The sequence below is a fragment of the Erwinia persicina genome (assembly GCF_019844095.1).
GTDB classification, from domain to species: Bacteria; Pseudomonadota; Gammaproteobacteria; order Enterobacterales; family Enterobacteriaceae; genus Erwinia; species Erwinia persicina.
In genome coordinates this window covers 2,855,921-2,877,421 of record NZ_CP082141.1, presented here as the reverse complement: position 1 = coordinate 2,877,421, position 21,501 = coordinate 2,855,921, and the positions used below count along the sequence as shown (strand labels likewise).

Below are 21,501 nucleotides of genomic sequence, written 5' to 3'. Positions count from 1 at the left end.
AAGTAGTTAACGGCTTCATTGGGATTGTAAATTAAGATGGCGCATGGGTTTACCTCGCGCCGGATGACGTGCTCAAGATGGAATACGTGCCAGAAAATTGAATTTTACCAAGAGCTTGCTCACATAATGTTAGTTAATCCCAACTTGACGCGTCATACGATAAATAATGGCACCTAAAATCGCCAAGAATTTTTCTCTGTTTGATGAGTCGGGATGGTTCAAATACATACCGGAGCTGCCAACGCGCAATCCAAAGTTGTGTAGAGAGACAAGATCCCCCTGTCCTCCTCTAGAAATGAAAGCTCGAAGCGATTCAATCTCAGCATCAGTTATTGCGGAGTTATCAATCTGGTGAGAGCGAGCATTTCTAATTTTATTTATGCGCTTCAACTCAGCGACAGAGTGCTCGTTCAGTCCTAAGTTTGCGGCTAGTTGTAATTTCGCTGCGTATGTGACCGTAAGATTTTCACCGAAACCATCAAAAAGATCACGATTGTTAACTGCAGCACAACAAAACGCCTCAATCATAGTTTCTGTTATCAAATGGGCGCGCAAGACGACACCGATATCATCTTCGCTACTTAGCGTAGTAGCTAGGCGAGACCAAGTTTGTTCATTCATCATGAATTTGGATGAAAAAATTTCTGGATTCATAATCTATCCTTGATAGGGGTTTAAATGACACTCACCGACAAACAAGAAATGTTTTGTCGAGAGTTCCTCATTAATTTGAATGCCACGCAAGCGGCTATCAGAGCGGGGTACAGCGATAAGACCGCAAACAGAACCGCATCTGAAAACCTGTCTAAACCTGACATTCAGAACAGAATCACCGAACTCAAAGCGTAGCGCAATGAGCAAGTAAGCACCGATGCTGCTTATGTGCTTCGACGCCTGGTTGAGATTGACCAGATGGATTGACCCTGACCCCGAATATGATCCAGTCATAATCAGGAATAACCGGCTTCATGTTGGTTGTGTATTCTGGCAACCGGCAGACTTCTCAGCAAATTCTGACGGGGTCATCCAGCCCAGCGCAGAGTGGGGATGCCTCTGGTTATAGTGTATGCGCCAGGCCTCGATTTTGCACCATGCATCCTCCAAAGACATAAACCAGTTCTCGTTCAGACATTCCTGCCGTAACCTGCCATTGAAGGACTCCACCGTCGCATTGTCCGTCGGTGTTCCCGGGCGTGAGAAGTCGATTCTGATGCCTCTTTCTTGTACCCATCTGCCCAGCATTTTCCCTGCAAATTCAGAACCATTATCGGTTTTCAGCAACTGAGGTAAAGGACGTCTGAGCGCTATGCTGTTCAGCATTTCTGCCACTTCTGTTAAACGCAAATTATGCCCCACGCAGATCCCCAGGCATTCTCGGGTGTACAGGTCGATAACCGTCAGCAGGCACAGTCGTCGCCCGTCAAACAACGCACCAGAGACAAAATCCATGCCCCAGACGTGATTCGGATACAGACCCTGAGGCTGCGGCTGCCGGCGCTGGGCCGATTTATTGCGGCATGGCCGTTTGAGGCGCAGCGACAGACCCTGCTCAAAGTAGAGGCGGTAGATTCTTTTATGATTATCGCGCCAGCCTTCCCGCCTGAGCATCACGTGTACCCGGCAGTACCCGTAATGGCCCCGGGTTCCGGTTATCTCACGGATGCGTAGCCGCAGTGCGCTTTCGTCGGCGGCCACAGAACGATATCGAAACGAGCTGCGGCTGACCCGCAGCGCAAAACAGACCTGTCTCTCACTGGCACCGTAGCGGGCCTGCAAATCCCTGACCCATTCGCGCAGGCGTGCCCGCGTCAGCTCTTTTTTGCCAGCCCGTCCTGCAGCATCGCCTTGTCGAGGCTGAGGTCAACAACCAGCCTCTTCAGCCACAGATTTTCCTCTTCCAGGTGCCGCATATGCTTCAGCTCCGAAGGAGAAATACCGCCGTATTTTTTACGCCACGTATAGAAAGTGGCATCCGAAATGCCCAGCTTGCTGCAGACATCCGGTACGGACATCCCCAGCTAAACCTGCTTCAGGGCAAAGACAATCTGCTCTTCGGTAAATCGTGACTTTTTCATCGGCACCACCTCCGTTCAGGGGAGTTTTAATCATGCCGGAATTCTGTTTCTGAATGGAACAGGATTTTGGGTCAGGGTCCCCCGGTCACAAATCCTGCAAAATGCCCCTGTATTTTTCCCTGCCACTGCCGATAACTTTCAACAGCGTTCCTGAGCGCGTGCTGTCCCGCGCCGGCTGATAACAATGAATCATCACCTTGAGGTAGACATGGATAACTTTCAAAAAGAGATAGACGAGAGAGCGAATCTCGCATTATCGAACAAGTTCGAACTTTTGTTATTCCGTCTGGGGTCTGCTCATCAGGAAGATAAGCCCGAGTTATTCGGCATTAACGTATTCAAGCTGCGTGAAATTGTGCCGATGACCACCATTACCCGCGCAGCAGGTATGAAGTCACCCCTGCTTGGTATGGCCAATATCCGCGGCCAGCTGATCCCGGTCATCGACCTGCCAGCAGTGGCAGGTTGTACGCCGACTACCGGGCTGAATCTGCTGCTGGTCACTGAGTATGCGCGCAGCACGCAGGCGTTTGCTGTGGAGTCTGTGGACGATATTGTTCGTCTGGACTGGAGCCAGGTCCATGCGGCGGAGTCCGGCGTCAGCACGCGCAACATTACCAGTATCGCCTGCCTTGATAACGACAACAACATGGCGATGGTGCTGGACGTTGAGCAGATCCTGCATGATGTCATTCCTTCTGTTCGCGAAGTGAAAGAAGATGACATCAAGGTGAAAACCTTCAAGCTGAAGCCGGGGGCGATTGCCATTGTAGCGGAAGACTCGAAGGTGGCTCGACAGATGCTGGAGCAGGGGTTGAAAGCCATGGGCATCCCGGCAGAGATGCACACTACGGGCCTGGAAGCGTGGGAAAAAATTAAAAAACTCTATCGTGAAGCGCAGGAGGAGGGCATCTCCATCCATGACAAAATTGCGCTGGTGTTAACCGACCTTGAAATGCCGGAGATGGATGGCTTTACGCTGACCCGTAATATCAAAAGCGATCACAACCTGAAAGGGTTGCCGGTGGTCATCCATTCTTCTCTTTCAGGAAGTGCTAACGAAGACCACGTGCGTAAGGTCGGCGCGAACGGTTATGTGGCTAAATTTGAGATTAGTCAGCTTTCAGCGGTGATCCATCAGGTGCTGGAAGACGCGGTGTACTGATTATTTTTAGCAGGGCGGGGAGGCCAGCAGCAGGCTCCCCTCCCTGCTCTGAAAGCGTACACCCCTCTATCCGGGGGTGATATGTCTGTAACCCGTCTGAAAAATCCTGCAGTGACAGCAGGTATCGCTTCAGGGAAATTATCGCACTCCCGGACGGCCGTTTCTTCATCAGCGCATAGCGATTACCCCAATCTTCCGCATCTGCCGTATCACCAGACTGAACCGCTCACCTGCTTTCTACGCTTCCTTGATGATCTTCATTGCCGCCCGGCAAAATGAGCAGGCCGTCCGGTTATGCGTAGCGGGTAGGTCGCAGTGAGGGCAGCGGTTTCCCTCTGCACATGTCCCGCGCATTTTCTGGCTTAACGTCACCCCGGGTTGTTCACTCAGCAGTGCCCCGATTTTCCGCAGCAGCTTTTTTTCACGCTGTCGGGCGGCAACGACTTCCGCTCGTCGTGCTTTATAACGGCTGCGGCAGGTTCCGAAGGGGGCCGCCGTTTTCCAGAATATTGTTGCCATAAAAACCTCCGTGACAGGAAGCAGCGATCTGATCCCCGGTGGGTGATGGGGAGCGTCCCCTAAGCACTGCTGATGTTTTACGCCTTTAAAAACGATAGCCAGGGTTATTATCAATATCAATGGTTATGAGTTAAATAACCTGTGCTATCGTTGCATTGTATTGAAAACGTTGATTTTAAATATTTTATTGTCATTAATTGTCAGTTTAATGGCGAAGATGTCAAAAGCTTTACTAATCTATTCAGTTATATCGATAGACGAACACTGTCAGGGTCATGATGTGAGGGCGTTGATGGTTTACCGCGAGGAAAAACTGATGGTATCTGTGTTGTTCAGGGTGTCTGGCGGTCACTACGAGGAGACGATCCTGCCGGAGCAGGATGTCAGTGATTACCGCCGTAAATCGCGGATCAGGAAGATAGCGACGCCAATAAGCAGGACGTCACCGGACAGTTCTACAGCGGGCAGTCGGGGGTCGTCGACGGTTAAAAAACCGTTGGAAGGGCCTTCAAGATAACGGTAAACGGAGAGGCGGCCATTCACCAGAGCAATGACTAAATCTCCAGATTCAACTGGTACATCGCAGTCGATAATCACGATGCTGCCAGCGGTGGCTTCTGCGCAACCGCTGTTGCGGTCAAGGACATAGGCTCGCCAGCTTTTTTTCGCCTTAACGCCGTTAGGGACGCTAACCTGTTCACTGGTTTTTCCGCCCGCATCCCAGAGGGGCACCGTAGTGCCACTTTTCACTTTATCTGCGGGGCCTGAAACCGCCGTCCCACGCATCTCGCCCGTGCCGTTAGCCAGCCATTCCACGTTGATATCCAGCGCCCTGGCAATATCCACCAGCTTGCGGGACCCCTCAGCCTCACCTTTCGTCAAGCGCCATATTGTAGGCTGTGACACGCCCGATGCTTTGGCCAGAGCACCTTGTGTAATTCCCATCATGGTCATCGCCATGTTTAGCCGCCAGGCAAGTGTATTCGGTTTCATATACCAGAATTTATAGCGACGCGTATTTTTCGTCAAACACGCTTTGCTATTATTTTGTGTAATAACATTTGCTATTAATTATGTTTAATCTATACCTATTAGTATTGATTCGATTTCTCATCCTGCCGAAAACCGTGAGGTCGTCTGGTGTGAAAGGGGGCAGGGTGTGTTGCGAATGGCCCTGAACTCCCCTTCATTTGACGCAGGATCAGGGCCATTTTAAATGCGATATTTAACGATAGTGTGGCAGTGGAAGGCCCTGCCTGCCTTGTCCTGGCGAAATTATTTCACCGCTCTTTATCAATCAGGCCGTCCAGCCTAATCGCTGGCTCACTTTTCAGGGGGGGATGTACGCCCTCCAGACGAACGTCAGGTGACGCTATTCACTCGCTGCCAGCTTTCATCAGGCAGTCAGTGTCGTGGTGTTAACTGATGAAACAGGCTGGCAACGCGTCAGTGCGGATCCTGATCAATACAGAGGAGCAGATAATGCGAGATATCAAAATGCTACTGGAGCGCTGGGGAGGGTGGGCGGCGGCAGGTCAGCATGGGCTGGGTTACGCATCGGTTGCTGCCGGTTTCAGGGGGCTGGTCCATGCCCGTGGTGTGAAACGTCCCGTCTGTAGCGATAACGACGGTATGATCCTCGACGGCTGTATCAGCAGGCTGATGAAGGTGAATAAAGAACAGCACGATATTCTGGTCGCCCATTACCTCTATCAAATTTCCCTGCGATCGATTGCCCGCCGCCGCCGCTGCGCGGATGGCACCGTGCGTAAACAAATTCAGACGGCTGAAGGATTTGTCTGTGGCGTATTAAGCGCGCTGGAGTGCCGGCTTGAGTGTGAAATAACAGACTGAAGGTGAGTGAATAAGCACAGTTTGAAGGCAAGCGAAAAAATAATATCCCTCTATGTATTGCGTACGCATTTTCTGATCCACACTGTTAATATTCCAGTTTTTAATTCCTCTTATTTATTTTCTTTTTACTGAAAATGTCTTTAATAACGGCTGTTATTCAGTCGGGTGCGTCAGCACGCTTTTTTAATTCTCTGTCAGCGAGGTGAGCCGTGAGTAAAATTATTCAGATTCTGCTGTTTGAAGAAGGCTATAAAGAGCGCCCTTACCGCGATACGGAAGGTTTTCCAACGGTGGGCTGCGGAATAAAGATCGGGCCTGCCGGTGCCGCACTCAATAATTATCTCTTCGCTGTACCACGAAAGGTCGGAGAGGTCTGGATGCAGGCCCTGCTGGATCGCCAGAATGACGAGATGCTCAGGCAACCCGCGATTCAGGCTGCGCTGCGGCAGTGCAGCCCGCCGCGTGCTGATGTGCTGTACAGCATGGCCTATCAATTGGGTACCCAGGGCCTGTCTGCTTTTAAACAGACCCTGCAAAGGGTGGCCGACGGAGATTTTGCCGGTGCAGCCGAATCGATGCTCGACAGTCTGTGGGCACGACAAACGCCCGGGCGGGCACGGCGTCATGCTGAAGTGATGCGCAGTGGAACCTATAAAAGCTATCAGGAGGTCCTGTGAAATTTACCCTTTTTGTCGTGCTGGTGGCGGCGGTGTCACTGGTTATCGGCCTGTTAGCGCGGTCTGGGCGTGTGGCGCTGGTGGATCATGCGCGACTGCTGGTGAAAACCTGGTCAGTCTGGCTGGCGTCAGGAGGATCGGCACTCACCGCGTGGGTTCAGTCGTTTCCTGATGCCGCACTGAATGCCTGGGGGGCGCTGCCGGAGGACGTGAAATCCTGTCTGCCGCACAACTTTCTCGGGATGATCGGTGCCTTTATGGTCGCGATGGCGGTCATGGCGCAGTTTATTCGCCAGAAAAAACTTAACGATCAGCGTGATGAGTTAAACGGAGGCAAGCTATGAGCACATTTCTTTTTTTACTGAACGGCGGCTGGCAGGCCCTGCTGGCGGTGGGGGGACTATTGGTAGCGTTGGGTGCCGCCTGGTTCGGCGGTAAACAGGTGGGAAAAGCCCGTCAACAGGCGCAGGTCGCGGCGGCAGAAAATAAAGTCACGCAAATGGCTGCCGTGGCAAAAAAACAGGCGGATAACAGTGAGGAGGCAAAAAATGTACAAACGGCTAACGCTGTCCTTAATGATGCTGACGCTCGTCGTAAGTTGCAGCAGTCACGATTCAATGTCGACGGGCGGCAGTGAATTAATGACGGATTCGTCCTGTACTCTTTTTTCTCCCCTCTACACACACGGGCAGGATGCACAGTTAATGGATATTCGCACCGTCAGGCAGATTAATATTCATAACGATCTTTGGTCATCGCTGTGTGAGGGTAATAAAAAATAAACCCTATGAATAAATTAAATTAAGGAGGTGTCAGGCCGTTCTTTGTGTCATGTCTCTTTCCCTCAATTCCCTTTATTAATCCTGAATAAGGCGGCTGACGTCTGCACGCTGCCCGGAGGTTATTATGATTGAAGTTAACTCTTTTGCTGAATTACGAACCACCGCGCCGGTTAAAGCGGGAGATTTTGCCCTGCTGAAGCGTTATTACGATAAAGACTCCACGTTTCGCGGTGGCGGCACATTCGTCGGTTTTATCACCACCGCATTGCCGGTCGATGACGGCGGCACGTATGCGGTTGGGGCGGGTTTCTTCTGGAAACGGGTGGTGAACAGTCTGGACGAGCTGAATATCTATCACTTCGGTGGTAAGGGCGATGGTGTCACCGATGACAGCGGAGCCTTTAAACTGATGCTGAACTGGGCACAGACGGTAAACACCAGTAGCCGCAATCTGGGGGTGCGCTTCCCCGGTGGTAAGTTCCTTATCAATCCGATTGACCTCTCCGCCAGTGAGATCCCCTGCTTCTATCTCTACGGGGATGACAATCCTCAGGGAGGGATGCCGCGAACGACGATTGTATCGAATAAATCATCCTCGCCGGTGTTCAGGGTCAACGCCCGGCGGACGACCATCAAGGGCATTAGCTGGAATGGCCAGGCATCGGCGGATATCACGGCGAATAAAGGGGCGATCACCGCCGAGATGTGCACGAACCAGCAGCCTTTTTTTGAAAATATCATGGTCGCGGGGCAGACCGTGTTGATCACCTGCTTCCGCGTGCAGAATAACGGGGGGACGGCGATCAAATTGCTGGATACGCTGGACAGCAAGTTCGATCAAATCTATTCCATTAATACCTATGCACGGGTGTTTGATATCGGCTGGTCCGATACGGTGAAGGGGGTCTGGGACCACTCCACCGCCATTGAGCTATCGAACGCTAACTTCCAGAGCGGTTACGGTGACGCCACGCTGATGATGCCGCGGGTCACCCAGGGGTTAATCAGTAATGTCTGGATTGAACATACCCGCAACCCCGGGGATCTCAGCAACGGGCAGTGGCTGGTGGAGGCATTAAGTCTGGAAAACTGTGTTAACCCGCTGAACATGGATAACGCCCGGATGCAGATCCGCCAGCTTAACCTGCAGGCAGGCGCGACGGTTAGCCTTAATACGGCCCCGGGGCGCTGGCTTTCTGGCTATGAAACCGGCTGGCGTCGGGATGAGAGCTTCGGCACGCAGATGTCCGGTACCCTGCGCGTCGGCTGGCACAGCGGGTATAAAATTAATAACACCTCCACCAGCGACAAATGGTACAAACTGGGCAAGGTGTTTATGCCTCGTGACAACCAGCAATGGGTCATTGAAATGGTGAGTAAAGTGTCTAACGATGCCGTCACCGGCACGGCGGGCAACCCGGTCAGCGCGGTCTCATCCGGTACCAGCTATCTGGGGATATCACGCTGTGCAACGGCAATTTATGGTGATATCCGCCATCATGGCTCACCGGCGGTGCTGGATATTAAATTCAATCGCATAGGCACCACGACCTCGGAGATCTGGGTAAAACTGAAGGCCGCCAGCGGCGATACGATGTTTAACCTCAAGTCTACCGGTCCTACGCGTTTTGAGTCCGGGGAGTGCTCCCTGTTCACACCGGATCTGAACGAAGTCACCGACCTCACGACGATAGGGACGGTGTCGCCTGCGGCAAGGATGAGCCTGCACAACGGGCTGGCGGGGGTGGGGGCCAATGAGAAAGGGGTGCTGACGGTGGCGACCACTGACGCAGTTCCCCCCATAACGACGACCGCTGTCGGCTATATCACCGTTAACGTTAACGGCACGGACAGAAAAATTGCTTACTATTAATCAATCACTTAAGGCCGGGGAAACCCGGCTTTTTTTTGTCGTTTCCACCGCGAGGGAAAAGGATTGTGAACTTTCACCGCGTCGCCCGGTCACAAAAGGGGTAGGCTTCTTTTAATGACGAAAGGAAATATCCATGAGTGATAACGAAAGCAAATCGCAGACTGAACACTTACGTGACGTGACTTCGCAGCTAAAAGAAATGCGCCATTACGCTCAGAGTAATACTGAAACGCTGTCCGCACAGTGGCTGGCGTTCGATCAGGGGGAGTACAAAGACGCGGGCTTTGCAGAGAAAATTAATCAGTTACTGACTCAGCAAGGTGGCCTGCTGGATGAGCTTGATACCGCCATCCAGGATTTTGAAATCGAAGCTAACCGCATCGAAAACGAAGCCTGACGCTTCAGGGCCGGCCTCTCCGGTCGGCCCCGGCCTGAACAGGCCATGCCTTATTTTCCTACAGTACAAACTCCGGGCGAACCTGATTTCGCCCGCTGCTTTTGGCGATGTACAACTGCTCATCGGCGCGGGTAATTGACTCATCCAGGCTGTTGACGTTGTTGATATTCAGCGCACTGATGCCAATGCTCACCGTGACGCTGAGGTTGTTACCGTTCAGCATAATAATATTTTCTTCGATGCTGTGACGCAGGCGATTCGCTAACAAAAAGGCGCGCGGCTGAGAAATTCCCTCTATTAAAACCAGAAATTCTTCTCCCCCCATCCGGCACAACATCGCTGACGGCGGCAGACGCTGACGAATGCATTCCACCGTTTTTTCCAGAACATAGTCGCCGCTGGCGTGACCGTAGGTATCATTGATGCTCTTAAACCGATCGATATCAATGACGAAAACGGCACCGAAAAAGCCCTGAGGCCGGTGGCGCGGAGTCACCAGCGTCTCCAGTCTGGATGACAGCCCGCTGCGCGTCAGCGCGCCGGTGAGAAAATCATAGTCGGCACGTTTGGTAATGCGCGCCACCAGTTTTCTGTTAGACGCGGTGCTCAGTGCCACAATCAGCGGGCTGATGAGCATCGCGGCCACGCCCAGTCGGGCAGATGACAGGCTGTCGATGCGGAACAGATCGTCCTTGCCCTGAATGTTCAGCACGTTGCCCGCCACGAGGATAATCTCGCTGATGCCGGTCACCAGCGTCAGGAAACAGGTGATAAACAGGGGATAGCTGATAGCGCACCACAGCAGGGCCGGTAAAGGGAAGAGCAGGCTGCCACCGCCGCCTACCCAGATGCCCGTGACAGTGGTGAGCACCAGCGCAATGACCGGCAGCACCGTGCTGTCGCGCAGGGCAGACGCCAGCTGTGCCAGCTCATCGCGACGGGGCAGGCTGATCACCAGCGGCAACAGCAGAATAGAGGTGGACATCTGTTCTGAGAACCAGGAAAACCAGGCGTTAAACAGCTCATCTTCAAAGTAGCGTTCACTGACCATGGCGCCTGCCAGCGCACACACTGCCGCTCCCAGCAGTGAGGCCGGAAAAACATGCAGCAACGCCTGCAGGCGGCGGGGGTGTCCGCGCGAAAAATGATCACTCAGCAACGCCCAGCGGGCGGTAGCAATAAACAGGATATTGGCGGCATCGAGGCCCATGGCAACAAACACGGGCGTATCATAGAGCACATCGGCGCTCCACATTCCCATAAAGAGCACGACCAGCGTGCTGGGTTTGTCCAGCGAAGGAAAACGAATCAGCAGGCCAAGAAGGATGGCGTTACTGGGCCAGAACAGTGACAGTGAGGCAAAATGGCGCGATGCCAGCCCGATGGTTGACAGCAGCATGGCAAGGGCGAATAAGATGATGACCCGGTTAACATTATATTTATAGTTTGGCATCTTTAAGCTCAGGACGATGAAAACGGGTCACTCACGAGACAGTCAGGTTGACAGGCTGATTTTGGTTGATAACAGATCGATATCAGGGGGTTGGTGCAAAATGACGCACACAACATACGTGACAACCCGGGTGAAAGCAATTTATTCGGATTATTCCTAGGCGCAAGGATAAGCCGTGTGAGTCGGGTGAACATTGGCTTTCACGGGTGTCGCAAATTCAGTTAAGGAAAACTAATCGTTTTCACCTGCATGACCGTTATATGTTGCCACGTATAGCGTAAAAGTGAGCCGTTATCGAATAGAAAATCACACTTCTGATGGGTTTGGGAAAAATCCTGGTCTTGCTAACTCACTGACCGTAATCATAAAACCCCCTGTTTTACGGCGTAAAAGTCTGCCAGACGTAACGCAGCGCCGGTGCACCATCGCGTTTAGCCGGGCTAATGAAGGCTCAGGAAACCCGCTTCTGCGCAGGCGATAAGGACGGGGGCCGGGGGATAAACCGTGCGAAGTGTTTCAGCCATTGACAAAACAATGTGCAGACTCAGTAGCTTAGTGGTTCCATAACGCGGAGCTAACCTTTATTATCCTTCCCAATTGTTTTCTGCCCTTAGAAAGACGGATGTCATGTATCAGCCTGTCGCCTTATTTATAGGCCTGCGCTATATGCGCGGGCGTGGTTCAGACCGCTTTGGCCGGTTTGTTTCCTGGCTTTCCGCTGTCGGTATTACGCTGGGCGTTATGGCGCTGGTTACCGTACTGTCGGTGATGAACGGCCTTGAGCACGAACTGGAAAAAAACACCCTGGGTCTTATGCCCCAGGCGTTAATTACCGGCGAAACGGGGTCGATCAACCCGCAGAAACTGCCCGCCAGCAGCCTGCAGCTCTCCGGTATCAGCCGTATCACGCCGCTGACCACCGGAGAGGTGGTCATGCAGAGTGCGCGTAGCGTGGGTGTGGGCGTCATGCTGGGGATTAACCCAGATGAAGCCGACCCGTTAACCCCTTTCCTGGTCAGCGTGCGCCAGCAGCAGCTGCAGTCGGGTCAGTATTATGTCATCGTCGGCGAACAGCTGGCTGGCCAGTTGGGCCTCAAACGCGGCGATCAGGTGCGTCTGATGGTGCCTTCTGCCAGCCAGTTCACACCGATGGGACGTATTCCCAGCCAGCGCCTTTTTACCGTAATCGGTACGTTCGCTTCTAACAGCGATGTGGATGGCTATCAGATTCTGGTCAATCAGCAGGATGCCTCGCGCCTGATGCGTTACCCGGCGGGCAACATTACCGGCTGGCGTCTGTGGCTGGATAAACCCCTTCAGGTGGACAGCGTCAGCCAGCAGACTCTGCCGCCAGGCACGGTGTGGAAAGACTGGCGCGAACGTAAAGGCGAGTTATTCCAGGCCGTTAAAATGGAAAAAAATATGATGGGGCTGCTGTTAAGCCTGATTGTTGCTGTGGCTGCGTTTAATATTGTCACCTCGCTTGGCCTGCTGATCATGGAAAAGCAGGGGGAAGTGGCAATCCTGCAAACCCAGGGGCTGACGCGCCGTCAGATTGTCGCTGTCTTTATGGTACAGGGCGCAACGGCAGGCGTTGTGGGCGCACTGGTGGGCGCGTTACTGGGCGTGCTACTGGCCAGCCAGTTGAATAACCTGATGCCAGTGATTGGGGCATTCCTCGATGGTGCCGCATTACCGGTGGCTATTTCCCTGACGCAGGTGGCGACAATTACCCTGACGGCGATAGTCGTCGCGCTGCTGTCAACGCTTTACCCTTCCTGGCGCGCGGCCGCCGTTCAACCCGCTGAGGCTTTACGTTATGAGTAACACGATCCTGTTGCAGTGCGACAACCTGTGTAAACGCTATCAGGAAGGCAGCGTGCAGACCGATGTCCTGCGCAACGTGACCTTCACCGTTAAGCCGGGTGAGATGATGGCAATAGTCGGCAGCTCCGGCTCGGGTAAAAGCACCCTGATGCATCTGCTGGGCGGGCTGGATACGCCCACTTCCGGCGAAGTGGTCTTTGACGGGCAGTCGCTGAACGGCATGTCTTCAGCGGCTAAAGCCGGGCTGCGTAACCGTGAGCTGGGCTTTATCTATCAGTTTCATCATCTGCTGCCCGATTTCAGCGCGCTGGAAAACGTGGCCATGCCGCTGCTGATTGGTAAAACGGCTAAGTCAGAGGCACAGGAAAAAGCCATCGCCATGCTGAAAGCGGTCGGTCTGGATCACCGTGCGGCTCACCGCCCGTCTGAATTGTCCGGCGGGGAACGTCAGCGCGTGGCCATCGCCCGCGCCCTGGTGAATAATCCGCGTCTGGTGCTGGCCGATGAACCCACCGGGAATCTGGATGCCCGTAATGCGGATGCCATTTTTGATCTGCTGAACGAACTTAATCAGCGCCAGGGCACGGCTTTTCTGGTGGTGACCCACGACCTCAACCTGGCCCGGCGAATGTCGCGTCAGATGGAAATGCGCGACGGCCAGCTCAGTGACCAGGCGCAACCGGCGGGTAGCTTCTGATGGCGGGATCTCTCTCTCTTCTGCTTGGACTTCGCTTCAGCCGTGGCCGCCGGCGCGGAGGGATGGTGTCACTGATCTCGGTGATCTCCACCGTCGGGATTGCGCTGGGTGTGGCAGTGCTGATTGTCGGCCTCAGTGCGATGAACGGCTTTGAACGTGAGTTGAATAACCGCATTCTGGCCGTGGTGCCGCACGGGGAAATTGAGCCGGTCAACCAGCCGTTTACCGGCTGGCAGGGGCTGTTGCCAAAAATTGAACAGGTTCCCGGGATCGCCGCAGCGGCACCGTACATTAATTTCACCGGGCTGATCGAGAGCGGCAGTAAGCTGCAGGCAGTTCAGGTGAAGGGCGTTGATCCGCAGCAGGAGAGCCGCCTCAGTGCGCTGCCCTCCTACGTGCAGGGCGGTGCCTGGAAAACGTTTGCTGCCGGCAAGAAGCAAATCCTGCTGGGGCAGGGTGTGGCGACCAGCCTGAAGGTCAGGCAGGGTGACTGGCTGACGATTATGATCCCTAACAGCGACGCCGGGAATAAACTGTTACAGCCTAAGCGCGTGCGCTTACAGGTGGCCGGTATCCTGAAATTGAGCGGTATGCTTGATCACAGCCTGGCGCTGGTGCCGCTGGTCGATGCCCAGCAACTGCTGGGAATGGGGCAAAGTGTCACCGGCATCGCGATTAAAGCAGCCGATCCGTTCAACGCCGTCAGCCTGGTGCGTCAGGCAGGGGAGGTCACCCATGCCTATGTGTATATTCGCAGCTGGGTGGGAACCTACGGTTACATGTATCGCGATATACAGATGATCCGCGCCATCATGTATCTGGCGATGGTGCTGGTGATCGGCGTGGCCTGTTTCAATATCGTTTCGACCCTGGTGATGGCGGTGAAAGATAAAAGCAGCGATATTGCCGTCCTGCGCACTCTGGGGGCAAAAGACGGGCTGATCCGTGCCATCTTTGTCTGGTATGGCCTGCTGGCCGGGCTGGTGGGCAGCGTCAGCGGCGTAGTGGTGGGCGTGCTGGCGGCCCTCAATCTGACACCTATCATTCATGCGATTGAAGCGCTGACCGGGTATCATTTCCTTTCCGGGGATATCTATTTTATTGATTTCCTGCCGTCGGAGCTGCACTGGCGTGATGTGGGTATTGTGCTGGTGACCTCGCTGCTGCTCAGCCTGCTGGCCAGTTGGTATCCGGCACGCCGTGCCAGCCGTATCGACCCGGCGCGAGTACTGAGCGGTCAGTAAGCCGGGAGGCACGAGGGGGTCTGGCGGGAACGGTTTTTTTGCCCCGTCAGCCGGTTTAGCGGCAGACTCTCAGTGCACCCGGGACGATCACCCGTTATTATCAGGGACACACTCCCTGGCGGAGTGCACCGTGCTGCACTCCTGCATATTAAGGATTAGAGGTATTTGATGATGCGCACTCCCCGTCGCCGCCTCAGGCTGGCACGCTACAAAAAGACCCGACGCCAGGTTCATCAGCGTTTCCGTCAGCGCATTTTCGAACGCGATCGTAATATTGAAATTGCCCGCCATCCACTGCCACGCGTGGTCGTGCTGACCGGGGCGGGCATATCCGCCGAGTCCGGCATTCGGACTTTCCGCGCCGCAGACGGTCTGTGGGAAGAGCATAAAGTGGAAGATGTGGCGACGCCGGAAGGGTTTGCACGCGATCCGCAGCGTGTGCAGGCGTTTTACAATGCCCGCCGCCGACAGCTGCAGCAGGCTGATATCCAGCCGAACGCGGCGCACCGGGCGCTGGCCGAGCTGGAATCCGCGTTGGGTGACCACTTCCTGCTGGTCACGCAGAACATTGATAACCTGCATGAGCGGGCCGGAAACCGTAACGTGATCCACATGCACGGTGAGTTGCTTAAGGTGCGCTGTCCCGTCAGCGGGCAGATCCTGCACTGGAGCGAGGATGTGAAACCTGACGACCGTTGCCATTGTTGTCAGTTCCCCTCCGTGCTGCGCCCGCACGTGGTGTGGTTTGGTGAAATGCCGCTGCAAATGGATGAGATTTATCAGGCGCTGGCGCAGGCTGACTATTTCGTGGCAATTGGCACCTCCGGGCATGTCTACCCGGCGGCGGGCTTTGTTCATGAGGCCCGCATCCAGGGAGCCCACACCGTGGAACTGAACCTGGAGCCAAGCCAGGTCGGCAGTGAGTTTGAAGAAAAACAGTACGGACTGGCCAGTGAAGTGGTGCCGGAGTGGGTGCAGGATCTGCTGGCGAATATTGCCCGTCCGGCGCTGACCGGCGATGATGCCCCGTCAGCGTTTGGCCAGCGAGAAGATCAGGTGGGCGATAACGCCACCGATTAACCCCCAGAAGGCGGCACCTATGCCAAGCAGGGTGACGCCGGAGGCGGTGATCAGAAAAGCGATCACCGCCGCATCACGCTGTTGCTCATCGCTTAACGCCCGCTGCAAACTCCCGGCAATCGTCCCCAGCAGTGCCAGCCCGGCAATGGTATGGATCAGCGCCTGCGGCAGTGCAGTAAACAGTCCACTGATCGCCCCGCCAAACACCCCCGCCAGCAGATAAAACACCCCGGCTGCGGCGGCTGCCCAATAGCGCCGCTGCGGATCGCTGTGCACCTCCGGGCCCATACAGATAGCCGCCGTAATGGCGGCAATACACACGGTAAACCCTCCGAAAGGGGCCAGCAGCAGCGCGGTCAGTCCGGTCCAGGCGATCAGCGGCGATACCGGCAGCGCATAGCCATGGGCTTTCAGTGTGGCAATCCCGGGGGCATTCTGTGATGCCATGGTGACGACAAAGAATGGAATACCGACGCCCAGCAGGGAGGAGAGCGTAAAGTGCGGAGGGATAAATTCCGGCATTATCAGGCTTTGTGTGTGGGCGACGTGAACATTACCCTGCATCAGAGCGACCATCAGGCCGGCCAGCAGGGTCAGCACGATGGCGAAGCGGGGCAGTAGCCGGCGGGCCAGCAGATAGACCAGGCACATGGTACCGCTCAGGGCAAAGTTGACCTGCAGGGCGGCGAAGGCATCAATGCCGAAGCGCAGCAAAATACCGGCCAGCATTGCCGCAGAGATCGCCTGGGGTATGTAGTTCATCAGGCGGGCAAACAACCCCGTCACCCCACAAATCAGGATCAGCGCCGAGGCGAAGATAAACACCCCGATGGCTTCATTCAGCGACGTCCCCGGCAGACTGGTGACCAGCAGAGCCGCACCCGGCGTCGACCACGCGGTCAGCACCGGCGTGCGATACCACAGGGACAGCCCCAGAGAGGTGATGCCCATCCCCAGCCCCAGCATTGTCAGCCAGCCGCCCGTCTGTGCGACGGTAGCACCCGCCGCCCCGGCGGCCTGGAAAATAATCGCCGCAGAGCTGGTATAGCCAACCAGTACGGCGACAAATCCGGCCACGACGGCTGGAAACGTCAGATGACGCAGGGTAACAGATGGACGCATAGGGAGATCCCGTGGCAGAGTGTTGACCGTTATAACGCACAAGCTATCACTGTGCGTTATAACGCACAAGGGGTTATACTGTCCGCAGACTGAAGGGAGATGACGACGTGGACAGTTTACAACACCATCTGGCGAACGTGCTCAGAGTCCGGCGCAGCGAACGGGGCTGGAGCCTGACCCGGGCTGCGCAGGAAACCGGCGTCAGTAAAGCGATGCTCGGGCAAATTGAACGTGCGGAATCCAGCCCGACCATCGCCACACTGTGGAAAATTGCCACAGGCTTTAATTTGCCGTTCTCGGTCTTTATCGCGCCAGAGGCCGCAGACGTAACGGCACCGCGTCGGCAACTGCGTGGCTACCCGCCAGCGGAGAGCGTCATGCAGGCGGTACCGCTGTTCCCGTTTGACCCCGCGCTGAATTTTGAAATGCTGGTGATTGATCTTGCCGCTGGTGCCTGCAGTGAGTCCGCCGCGCATGAGGCGGGGGTGGTTGAGCATGTTATTGTGATTGAAGGGGCACTGGACGTGCAGGTGGAGGGAGGCTGGAAGTCGCTGGCCGCGGGCGAAGGGCTGCGTTTTCAGGCTGACCGGCCTCATGCGTATCGTAATCCCGGTAATGTGCCGGTGCGTTTTCATGATCTCATCCATTATCCGCCACGTTAATTCAGCGCCTGCGTACTAAACTGACCTGAAACAATATTTAACATGATAGTGCTATCCATAATAAGCGCTGGCATCCAAAGGGAAGACAGATGAATAATTTACTTGATCGCTTCTTACACTATGTGTCTTTCGATACGCAATCTAAAGGGAATGTTCGTCAGGTCCCCAGCACTGAGGGGCAACTCCGTCTGGCGCAGAGGCTGTGTGATGAGCTGCGCGCCATGGGGCTGAGTGATGTCAGCTGCAGCGCGCGTGGTATTGTCATGGCCACCCTGCCATCGAATGTCAGCTGGCCTGTGCCCGTTATCGGCTTTATCTCCCATATGGATACGTCACCGGATTTTACGGCAAAGAACGTGAACCCGCAGGTGATTGAAAACTATCGCGGGGGGGATATTGCCCTGGGCATGGGGGATGAGATTCTGTCGCCGGTGATGTTTCCGGTGCTGCATGAGCTGACCGGACACACCCTGATCACCACCGACGGGAAAACCCTTCTCGGCGCAGATGATAAAGCCGGTATCGCAGAGATCATGACCGCGCTGGCACATCTTACATCCGGTACGGTTGCGCATGGCGAAGTGCGCGTGGCCTTCACGCCCGATGAGGAAATTGGTCGCGGTATTCAGCATTTTGACGTGGCGGCCTTTGGGGCTGAATGGGCTTATACCGTGGACGGCGGCGGGATGGGAGAGTTTGAATATGAAAACTTCAATGCCGCCTCCGTCACGGTAAAAATCACCGGTAATAATGTGCATCCCGGCAGTGCGAAGGGAGTGATGGTCAATGCCCTGGATGCAGCGATGCGTTTCCACCGGGAAGTCCCGGAAGATGAGGTGCCGGAAAAAACCTCGGGCTATGAAGGCTTCTGGCATCTGCACGGGATCAAAGGCAGCGTGGATCGTGCTGAACTGCACTACATCGTGCGCGATTTTACGCGCAGCGGTTTTGAAGAGCGGAAAAAAAGGCTGGCGGATATTGCTGCCCATCTGCAACGGACTTTACCTTCACCTGCTGCTATTGAGCTGGTGGTGGAAGACAGCTATTACAATATGCGTGAGCAGGTCGAAGCGTGCCCGCAGAGTATCGAACTGGCGCTGGCGGCGATGCGTGACTGCGGTATTACGCCGAAGGTGAAACCGATTCGCGGTGGGACGGATGGGGCGCAGCTGTCATTTATGGGACTACCTTGTCCAAATTTGTTTACCGGTGGCTACAACTATCACGGCAAACATGAGTTTGCTTCGCTGGACAATATGGAGCAGGCGGTGAAGGTGATTACCCGGATTGCCGTATTAACGGCGGAGCAGGCAAAAACCTGAAGAAAATGAAGATGCCGTTATGCCCGCAGGGGCGACCTGTCACTCCGGTCGCCCCTTGCCGTTATCAGCAGGCTTAATCTTCGCTGTCAAAGTACCAGTAACCGCTGTTGACCAGGGCCGCCAGCTGGGCGAGGAAGGACGGGTCGTCCAGCGCATCGCCGAACTGGTCGTGTCCGAGGGTCAAATCGTTCGCCAGCGCGGTCAGTGCCGCACGATGCGGAGAACTGACCTGCTCACCATTAATAAACACCGCGTCACCAATGGACACCACGCGCAGACCGCCCAGGCGTGACAGGCGATCGCCCTGTTGCAGCGCATCGTAGATCTCATCCGGCTGATACGGCGGCTCCGGAGGGGCCACGTCCAGCTCGTGACGTGACTGCGAGATAAACTCACCGAACCACTGATTGAAATGCTCAGGCTGGTTAATCACCTCCAGCATCATGGCGCGGATCCCCTCCAGTTCGTCGGGCAGGATCTCTGCATTGTGCTCACGGGGCTGGACGTCCGGATCGCTGAAGCGGCGGCTGCCCAGCTCACGTGCCAGCACGTAATCGGCAAAACCGCTAATCAGTTCGCGTCCGCTTGGCGCACGGAAGCCGACCGAGTAGTTAATGGCATTTTCCAGTGAGTAGCCTTCGTGCGGGAACCCCGGTGGAATATAAAGAATATCACCCGGCTCAAGCTCTTCGTCGATAATGGCCTCAAAAGGTTCGACCTGAAGGAGATCGGGATGCGGGCAGTGCTGCTTCAGCTCTGTTTTCTCCCCCACGCGCCAGCGACGACGACCGGTACCCTGAATAATGAAAACGTCATACTGGTCAAAGTGCGGGCCAACCCCGCCGCCGGGCACGGAGAAGGAGATCATCAGATCGTCCACGCGCCAGTCAGGGATCATCCGGAAGGGATGCATCAGCGCGGCGGAAGGCTCATGCCAGTGATCGACTGCCTGAACCAGCAGTGACCAGTTATTCTCACCAAGATGATCAAAGCTCTCAAACGGGCCATGGCTGACCTGCCACTGACCGTCCTGGTGGCTGACCAGACGACTGTCAACTTCGTTTTCCATGGCCAGACCGGCCAGTTCGTCGGGAGAAATGGGGTCGACGAAGTTTTTGAAACCGCGCTTAAGGACTACCGGGCGTTTCTGCCAGTAGCGCTGAATAAAGTCGGGCCAGTTGAGATCGAGCTGATAATCCATGATGTTTTCCTGAAACGCGAAAGTGAGTAGATTATAACAGCGCACGGCAGTGGGTGTGTACCACTGCCGTGAAAAGTCGGGGATAACGCCTACTCGTGTTTGTGCAGGATCTCCTGGCGCTGAAACTCTACCGCCATGCGCGCCCCGCCCAGCTGACTGGTACTGGCATGAATATCACCCGCGTACTGTTCCATAATATCCCGGGCCAGCGACAGGCCCAGCCCCTGGCCCGGACGCAGTGTATCGGCGCGCTGCCCGCGGATAAAGATCAGATCGCGCTTGTTTTCCGGAATACCTGGACCGTCGTCCTCCACGATCAGCAACAGCGTTTTTTCCGTCTGCTGCACGCTGATCTCAACAAATTCCAGGCAGTACTTACAGGCGTTATCGAGTACGTTGCCCATCACTTCCATAAAATCATTTTGTTCGCCAACGAAAATGACTTCTGGTGAGATATCCAGCGTCAGCACCACGCCCTTGCGCTGGTAGACTTTATTCAGTGCTGAGCACAGCCCGTCGAGCAGGGCCGGCACCGAATGCACATCCCGCTTCAACGCGTGGTGATCGGCCTGCATACTGGCCCGGTGCAGGTAGTAGCCAATCTGCTGCGAGATACGGCTGATCTGCTCCAGCATAATGGGCTCGGCCTGCTCGATGGACAGGTTACGCCCGCCGCGCAGTGACCGCAGGGTGGTCTGCAGCACGGCCAGCGGGGTTTTCAGGCTGTGGGTCAGGTCACTCAGCGTGGTGCGGTAGCGGGTATAGCGCTGCCGTTCATTATCCAGCAGCAGGTTCAGGTTACGTACCAGCCCCTTCAGCTCCTGCGGCGGGGCTGGATTGAGGGTTTCGCGGGTTCCGGCTTCCAGTTCGCGCACCTGGGCGGCAAGCGCGCCGATCGGGCGCAGGCTCCAGTGTGCCGCCAGCCACAGCAGCGGAATAATCAGCAGCAGATTTGCCAGCAGCACATAGCTGAACCACGACCACACGACATCTGAGTGCTGAAGTTCTTGTGGAATAGAGTCGACCACCACGATAGTCAGGGCAGGGAGTGTAGACGTTGCCTCATAGCGGTTCACGGCCACCGAGTGGGTAAAGGTGTCGTTGCCATCGTCGTCATAGGCGGTGAGCTTATTCTGTGCCACGCGGTCATTACCGAGCACCTCACGACTGGTGTGATTATTGGTGTCGATTTCGTAAAAGTCAGACTTATTTAACCACTCACGGCGGATCTTACTGCGTATATCCGGGACGTCACGCTGTTGCCACAGCAGCTTACCGTTGTCGTCATAGATAAACACCAGGGCGGGAAAGTTCAGCGTCATGCGTTCAGGCTGGACGATACTGAGTTTGCCGTCATTCCACTGAGAAAGAGTGAAAAACAGATTACTTTCGCTGCGCAACACGCGGTAGGTATTTTTATCAAAGCTCACCACGTAGCCGATCACGGCCACCATTCCGTAGGAGAGCGACATGGTGAGTACGACCGCTGCGGTGGCCAGTAAGAACCGTACCCGCAGCGAAAGTGGCTTTCTGCGACGCCAGTTGAACATG

21 protein-coding genes and 1 pseudogene are annotated in these 21,501 nt (G+C 55.1%); 14 read left to right on the top strand and 8 right to left on the bottom strand.

Going from position 1 to position 21,501, the window contains the following annotated elements; all coding sequences use genetic code 11:
* Positions 1–129 precede the first annotated feature (129 nt).
* Entirely contained in the window at positions 130–654 is a 525-nt protein-coding gene (locus tag K6L24_RS13120; RefSeq protein WP_137268850.1) for a hypothetical protein, read from the bottom strand.
* 24 nt (positions 655–678) lie between these two features.
* On the opposite strand from K6L24_RS13120, the pseudogene K6L24_RS13115 reads away from it, so the two are divergent.
* Positions 679–918, top strand: a pseudogene (locus tag K6L24_RS13115) (terminase small subunit); the annotation flags it as partial.
* A 48-nt stretch (positions 919–966) separates the two neighbouring features.
* Here the strand turns inward: K6L24_RS13115 and K6L24_RS13110 are convergent.
* Positions 967–2,018, bottom strand: a protein-coding gene (locus tag K6L24_RS13110; protein ID WP_425333073.1) for an IS3 family transposase whose coding sequence is annotated in 2 segments (ribosomal slippage) — positions 967–1,823 and positions 1,823–2,018 — 1,053 coding nt in all. Because the reading frame shifts where the segments join, the coding sequence is not laid out codon by codon here.
* A gap of 265 nt (positions 2,019–2,283) precedes the next feature.
* Between K6L24_RS13110 and K6L24_RS13105 the strand changes: the two genes are divergently transcribed.
* Positions 2,284–3,240 carry a chemotaxis protein gene (locus K6L24_RS13105; protein ID WP_062743689.1) on the top strand — a complete coding sequence of 319 codons (957 nt, stop codon included), beginning with the start codon at positions 2,284–2,286 and terminating at the stop codon, positions 3,238–3,240.
* Between the two features lie 237 nt (positions 3,241–3,477).
* On the opposite strand, the gene K6L24_RS13100 is transcribed toward K6L24_RS13105, so the two are convergent.
* Both K6L24_RS13100 and K6L24_RS13095 read right to left on the bottom strand, forming a co-directional pair.
* The gene (locus tag K6L24_RS13100; protein ID WP_222681550.1) at positions 3,478–3,759 is read right to left on the bottom strand and encodes a hypothetical protein; all 282 of its coding nucleotides are present in this window, start codon (positions 3,757–3,759) and stop codon (positions 3,478–3,480) included.
* Positions 3,760–4,149: 390 nt separating this feature from the next.
* On the bottom strand, positions 4,150–4,707 hold the full coding sequence (locus tag K6L24_RS13095) for a helix-turn-helix domain-containing protein (RefSeq protein ID WP_137268849.1): 558 nt from the start codon (positions 4,705–4,707) through the stop codon (positions 4,150–4,152).
* Positions 4,708–5,241: 534 nt separating this feature from the next.
* On the opposite strand from K6L24_RS13095, the gene K6L24_RS13090 reads away from it, so the two are divergent.
* The 6 genes from K6L24_RS13090 (at position 5,242) to K6L24_RS13065 (ending at position 9,342) form a co-directional block, all read left to right on the top strand.
* Positions 5,242–5,613, top strand: a complete 372-nt coding sequence (locus tag K6L24_RS13090) for an antiterminator Q family protein (protein WP_062743888.1) — start codon at positions 5,242–5,244, stop codon at positions 5,611–5,613.
* 209 nt (positions 5,614–5,822) lie between these two features.
* The gene (locus tag K6L24_RS13085; RefSeq protein ID WP_062743687.1) at positions 5,823–6,290 is read left to right on the top strand and encodes a glycoside hydrolase family protein; all 468 of its coding nucleotides are present in this window, start codon (positions 5,823–5,825) and stop codon (positions 6,288–6,290) included.
* A 20-nt stretch (positions 6,291–6,310) separates the two neighbouring features.
* Positions 6,311–6,634, top strand: a complete 324-nt coding sequence (locus K6L24_RS13080) for a DUF7940 domain-containing protein (RefSeq protein ID WP_425333072.1) — start codon at positions 6,311–6,313, stop codon at positions 6,632–6,634.
* Positions 6,631–6,927 carry a hypothetical protein gene (locus K6L24_RS13075; protein ID WP_062743685.1) on the top strand — a complete coding sequence of 99 codons (297 nt, stop codon included), beginning with the start codon at positions 6,631–6,633 and terminating at the stop codon, positions 6,925–6,927. Before K6L24_RS13080 ends, K6L24_RS13075 begins: the two co-directional genes overlap by 4 nt.
* A 269-nt stretch (positions 6,928–7,196) precedes the next feature.
* Positions 7,197–8,945, top strand: coding sequence for a hypothetical protein (locus K6L24_RS13070; RefSeq protein ID WP_062743684.1), 1,749 nt, complete (start codon positions 7,197–7,199; stop codon positions 8,943–8,945).
* Positions 8,946–9,078: 133 nt separating this feature from the next.
* Positions 9,079–9,342, top strand: a complete 264-nt coding sequence (locus K6L24_RS13065) for a hypothetical protein (protein ID WP_062743683.1) — start codon at positions 9,079–9,081, stop codon at positions 9,340–9,342.
* A 58-nt stretch (positions 9,343–9,400) separates the two neighbouring features.
* Here the strand turns inward: K6L24_RS13065 and K6L24_RS13060 are convergent, their stop codons facing one another.
* Positions 9,401–10,795, bottom strand: coding sequence for a GGDEF domain-containing protein (locus K6L24_RS13060; protein WP_222681548.1), 1,395 nt, complete (start codon positions 10,793–10,795; stop codon positions 9,401–9,403).
* A 627-nt stretch (positions 10,796–11,422) separates the two neighbouring features.
* Here K6L24_RS13060 and lolC point away from each other — a divergent pair.
* The 4 genes from lolC (at position 11,423) to cobB (ending at position 15,643) form a co-directional block, all read left to right on the top strand.
* The gene (lolC, locus tag K6L24_RS13055) at positions 11,423–12,622 is read left to right on the top strand and encodes a lipoprotein-releasing ABC transporter permease subunit LolC (protein WP_222681547.1); all 1,200 of its coding nucleotides are present in this window, start codon (positions 11,423–11,425) and stop codon (positions 12,620–12,622) included.
* Positions 12,615–13,319: a lipoprotein-releasing ABC transporter ATP-binding protein LolD gene (lolD, locus tag K6L24_RS13050; protein WP_137268848.1), complete on the top strand. Its 705-nt coding sequence runs from the start codon at positions 12,615–12,617 to the stop codon at positions 13,317–13,319. The genes lolC and lolD overlap by 8 nt, the downstream gene beginning before the upstream one ends.
* On the top strand, positions 13,319–14,563 hold the full coding sequence (gene lolE / locus K6L24_RS13045; protein WP_222681546.1) for a lipoprotein-releasing ABC transporter permease subunit LolE: 1,245 nt from the start codon (positions 13,319–13,321) through the stop codon (positions 14,561–14,563). Before lolD ends, lolE begins: the two co-directional genes overlap by 1 nt.
* A gap of 171 nt (positions 14,564–14,734) precedes the next feature.
* Positions 14,735–15,643, top strand: a complete 909-nt coding sequence (gene cobB / locus K6L24_RS13040) for a Sir2 family NAD+-dependent deacetylase (RefSeq protein WP_137268914.1) — start codon at positions 14,735–14,737, stop codon at positions 15,641–15,643.
* Here cobB and K6L24_RS13035 read toward each other — a convergent pair.
* Entirely contained in the window at positions 15,593–16,765 is a 1,173-nt protein-coding gene (locus K6L24_RS13035) for a benzoate/H(+) symporter BenE family transporter (protein WP_222681545.1), read from the bottom strand. The genes cobB and K6L24_RS13035 overlap by 51 nt on opposite strands.
* Before the next feature lie 107 nt (positions 16,766–16,872).
* On the opposite strand from K6L24_RS13035, the gene K6L24_RS13030 reads away from it, so the two are divergent.
* Positions 16,873–17,427, top strand: a complete 555-nt coding sequence (locus K6L24_RS13030) for a helix-turn-helix domain-containing protein (protein WP_137268846.1) — start codon at positions 16,873–16,875, stop codon at positions 17,425–17,427.
* 89 nt (positions 17,428–17,516) lie between these two features.
* Positions 17,517–18,749 carry a peptidase T gene (gene pepT, locus K6L24_RS13025; protein ID WP_137268845.1) on the top strand — a complete coding sequence of 411 codons (1,233 nt, stop codon included), beginning with the start codon at positions 17,517–17,519 and terminating at the stop codon, positions 18,747–18,749.
* A gap of 73 nt (positions 18,750–18,822) precedes the next feature.
* Here pepT and K6L24_RS13020 read toward each other — a convergent pair whose 3' ends face one another.
* Both K6L24_RS13020 and phoQ read right to left on the bottom strand, forming a co-directional pair.
* Positions 18,823–19,950: a ribosomal protein uL16 3-hydroxylase gene (locus tag K6L24_RS13020; protein ID WP_062743674.1), complete on the bottom strand. Its 1,128-nt coding sequence runs from the start codon at positions 19,948–19,950 to the stop codon at positions 18,823–18,825.
* 89 nt (positions 19,951–20,039) lie between these two features.
* Entirely contained in the window at positions 20,040–21,500 is a 1,461-nt protein-coding gene (phoQ, locus tag K6L24_RS13015) for a two-component system sensor histidine kinase PhoQ (protein ID WP_062743673.1), read from the bottom strand.
* Position 21,501 lies beyond the last annotated feature (1 nt).

Coding starts and splice junctions, on each gene's coding strand:
- K6L24_RS13120 (WP_137268850.1), bottom strand. CDS start 654: ATGAATCCAGAAATTTTTTCATCCAAATTCATGATGAATGAACAAACT.
- K6L24_RS13105 (WP_062743689.1), top strand. CDS start 2,284: ATGGATAACTTTCAAAAAGAGATAGACGAGAGAGCGAATCTCGCATTA.
- K6L24_RS13100 (WP_222681550.1), bottom strand. CDS start 3,759: ATGGCAACAATATTCTGGAAAACGGCGGCCCCCTTCGGAACCTGCCGC.
- K6L24_RS13095 (WP_137268849.1), bottom strand. CDS start 4,707: ATGATGGGAATTACACAAGGTGCTCTGGCCAAAGCATCGGGCGTGTCA.
- K6L24_RS13090 (WP_062743888.1), top strand. CDS start 5,242: ATGCGAGATATCAAAATGCTACTGGAGCGCTGGGGAGGGTGGGCGGCG.
- K6L24_RS13075 (WP_062743685.1), top strand. CDS start 6,631: ATGAGCACATTTCTTTTTTTACTGAACGGCGGCTGGCAGGCCCTGCTG.
- K6L24_RS13070 (WP_062743684.1), top strand. CDS start 7,197: ATGATTGAAGTTAACTCTTTTGCTGAATTACGAACCACCGCGCCGGTT.
- K6L24_RS13065 (WP_062743683.1), top strand. CDS start 9,079: ATGAGTGATAACGAAAGCAAATCGCAGACTGAACACTTACGTGACGTG.
- K6L24_RS13060 (WP_222681548.1), bottom strand. CDS start 10,795: ATGCCAAACTATAAATATAATGTTAACCGGGTCATCATCTTATTCGCC.
- lolC (WP_222681547.1), top strand. CDS start 11,423: ATGTATCAGCCTGTCGCCTTATTTATAGGCCTGCGCTATATGCGCGGG.
- lolD (WP_137268848.1), top strand. CDS start 12,615: ATGAGTAACACGATCCTGTTGCAGTGCGACAACCTGTGTAAACGCTAT.
- lolE (WP_222681546.1), top strand. CDS start 13,319: ATGGCGGGATCTCTCTCTCTTCTGCTTGGACTTCGCTTCAGCCGTGGC.
- cobB (WP_137268914.1), top strand. CDS start 14,735: ATGCGCACTCCCCGTCGCCGCCTCAGGCTGGCACGCTACAAAAAGACC.
- K6L24_RS13035 (WP_222681545.1), bottom strand. CDS start 16,765: ATGCGTCCATCTGTTACCCTGCGTCATCTGACGTTTCCAGCCGTCGTG.
- pepT (WP_137268845.1), top strand. CDS start 17,517: ATGAATAATTTACTTGATCGCTTCTTACACTATGTGTCTTTCGATACG.
- K6L24_RS13020 (WP_062743674.1), bottom strand. CDS start 19,950: ATGGATTATCAGCTCGATCTCAACTGGCCCGACTTTATTCAGCGCTAC.
- phoQ (WP_062743673.1), bottom strand. CDS start 21,500: ATGTTCAACTGGCGTCGCAGAAAGCCACTTTCGCTGCGGGTACGGTTC.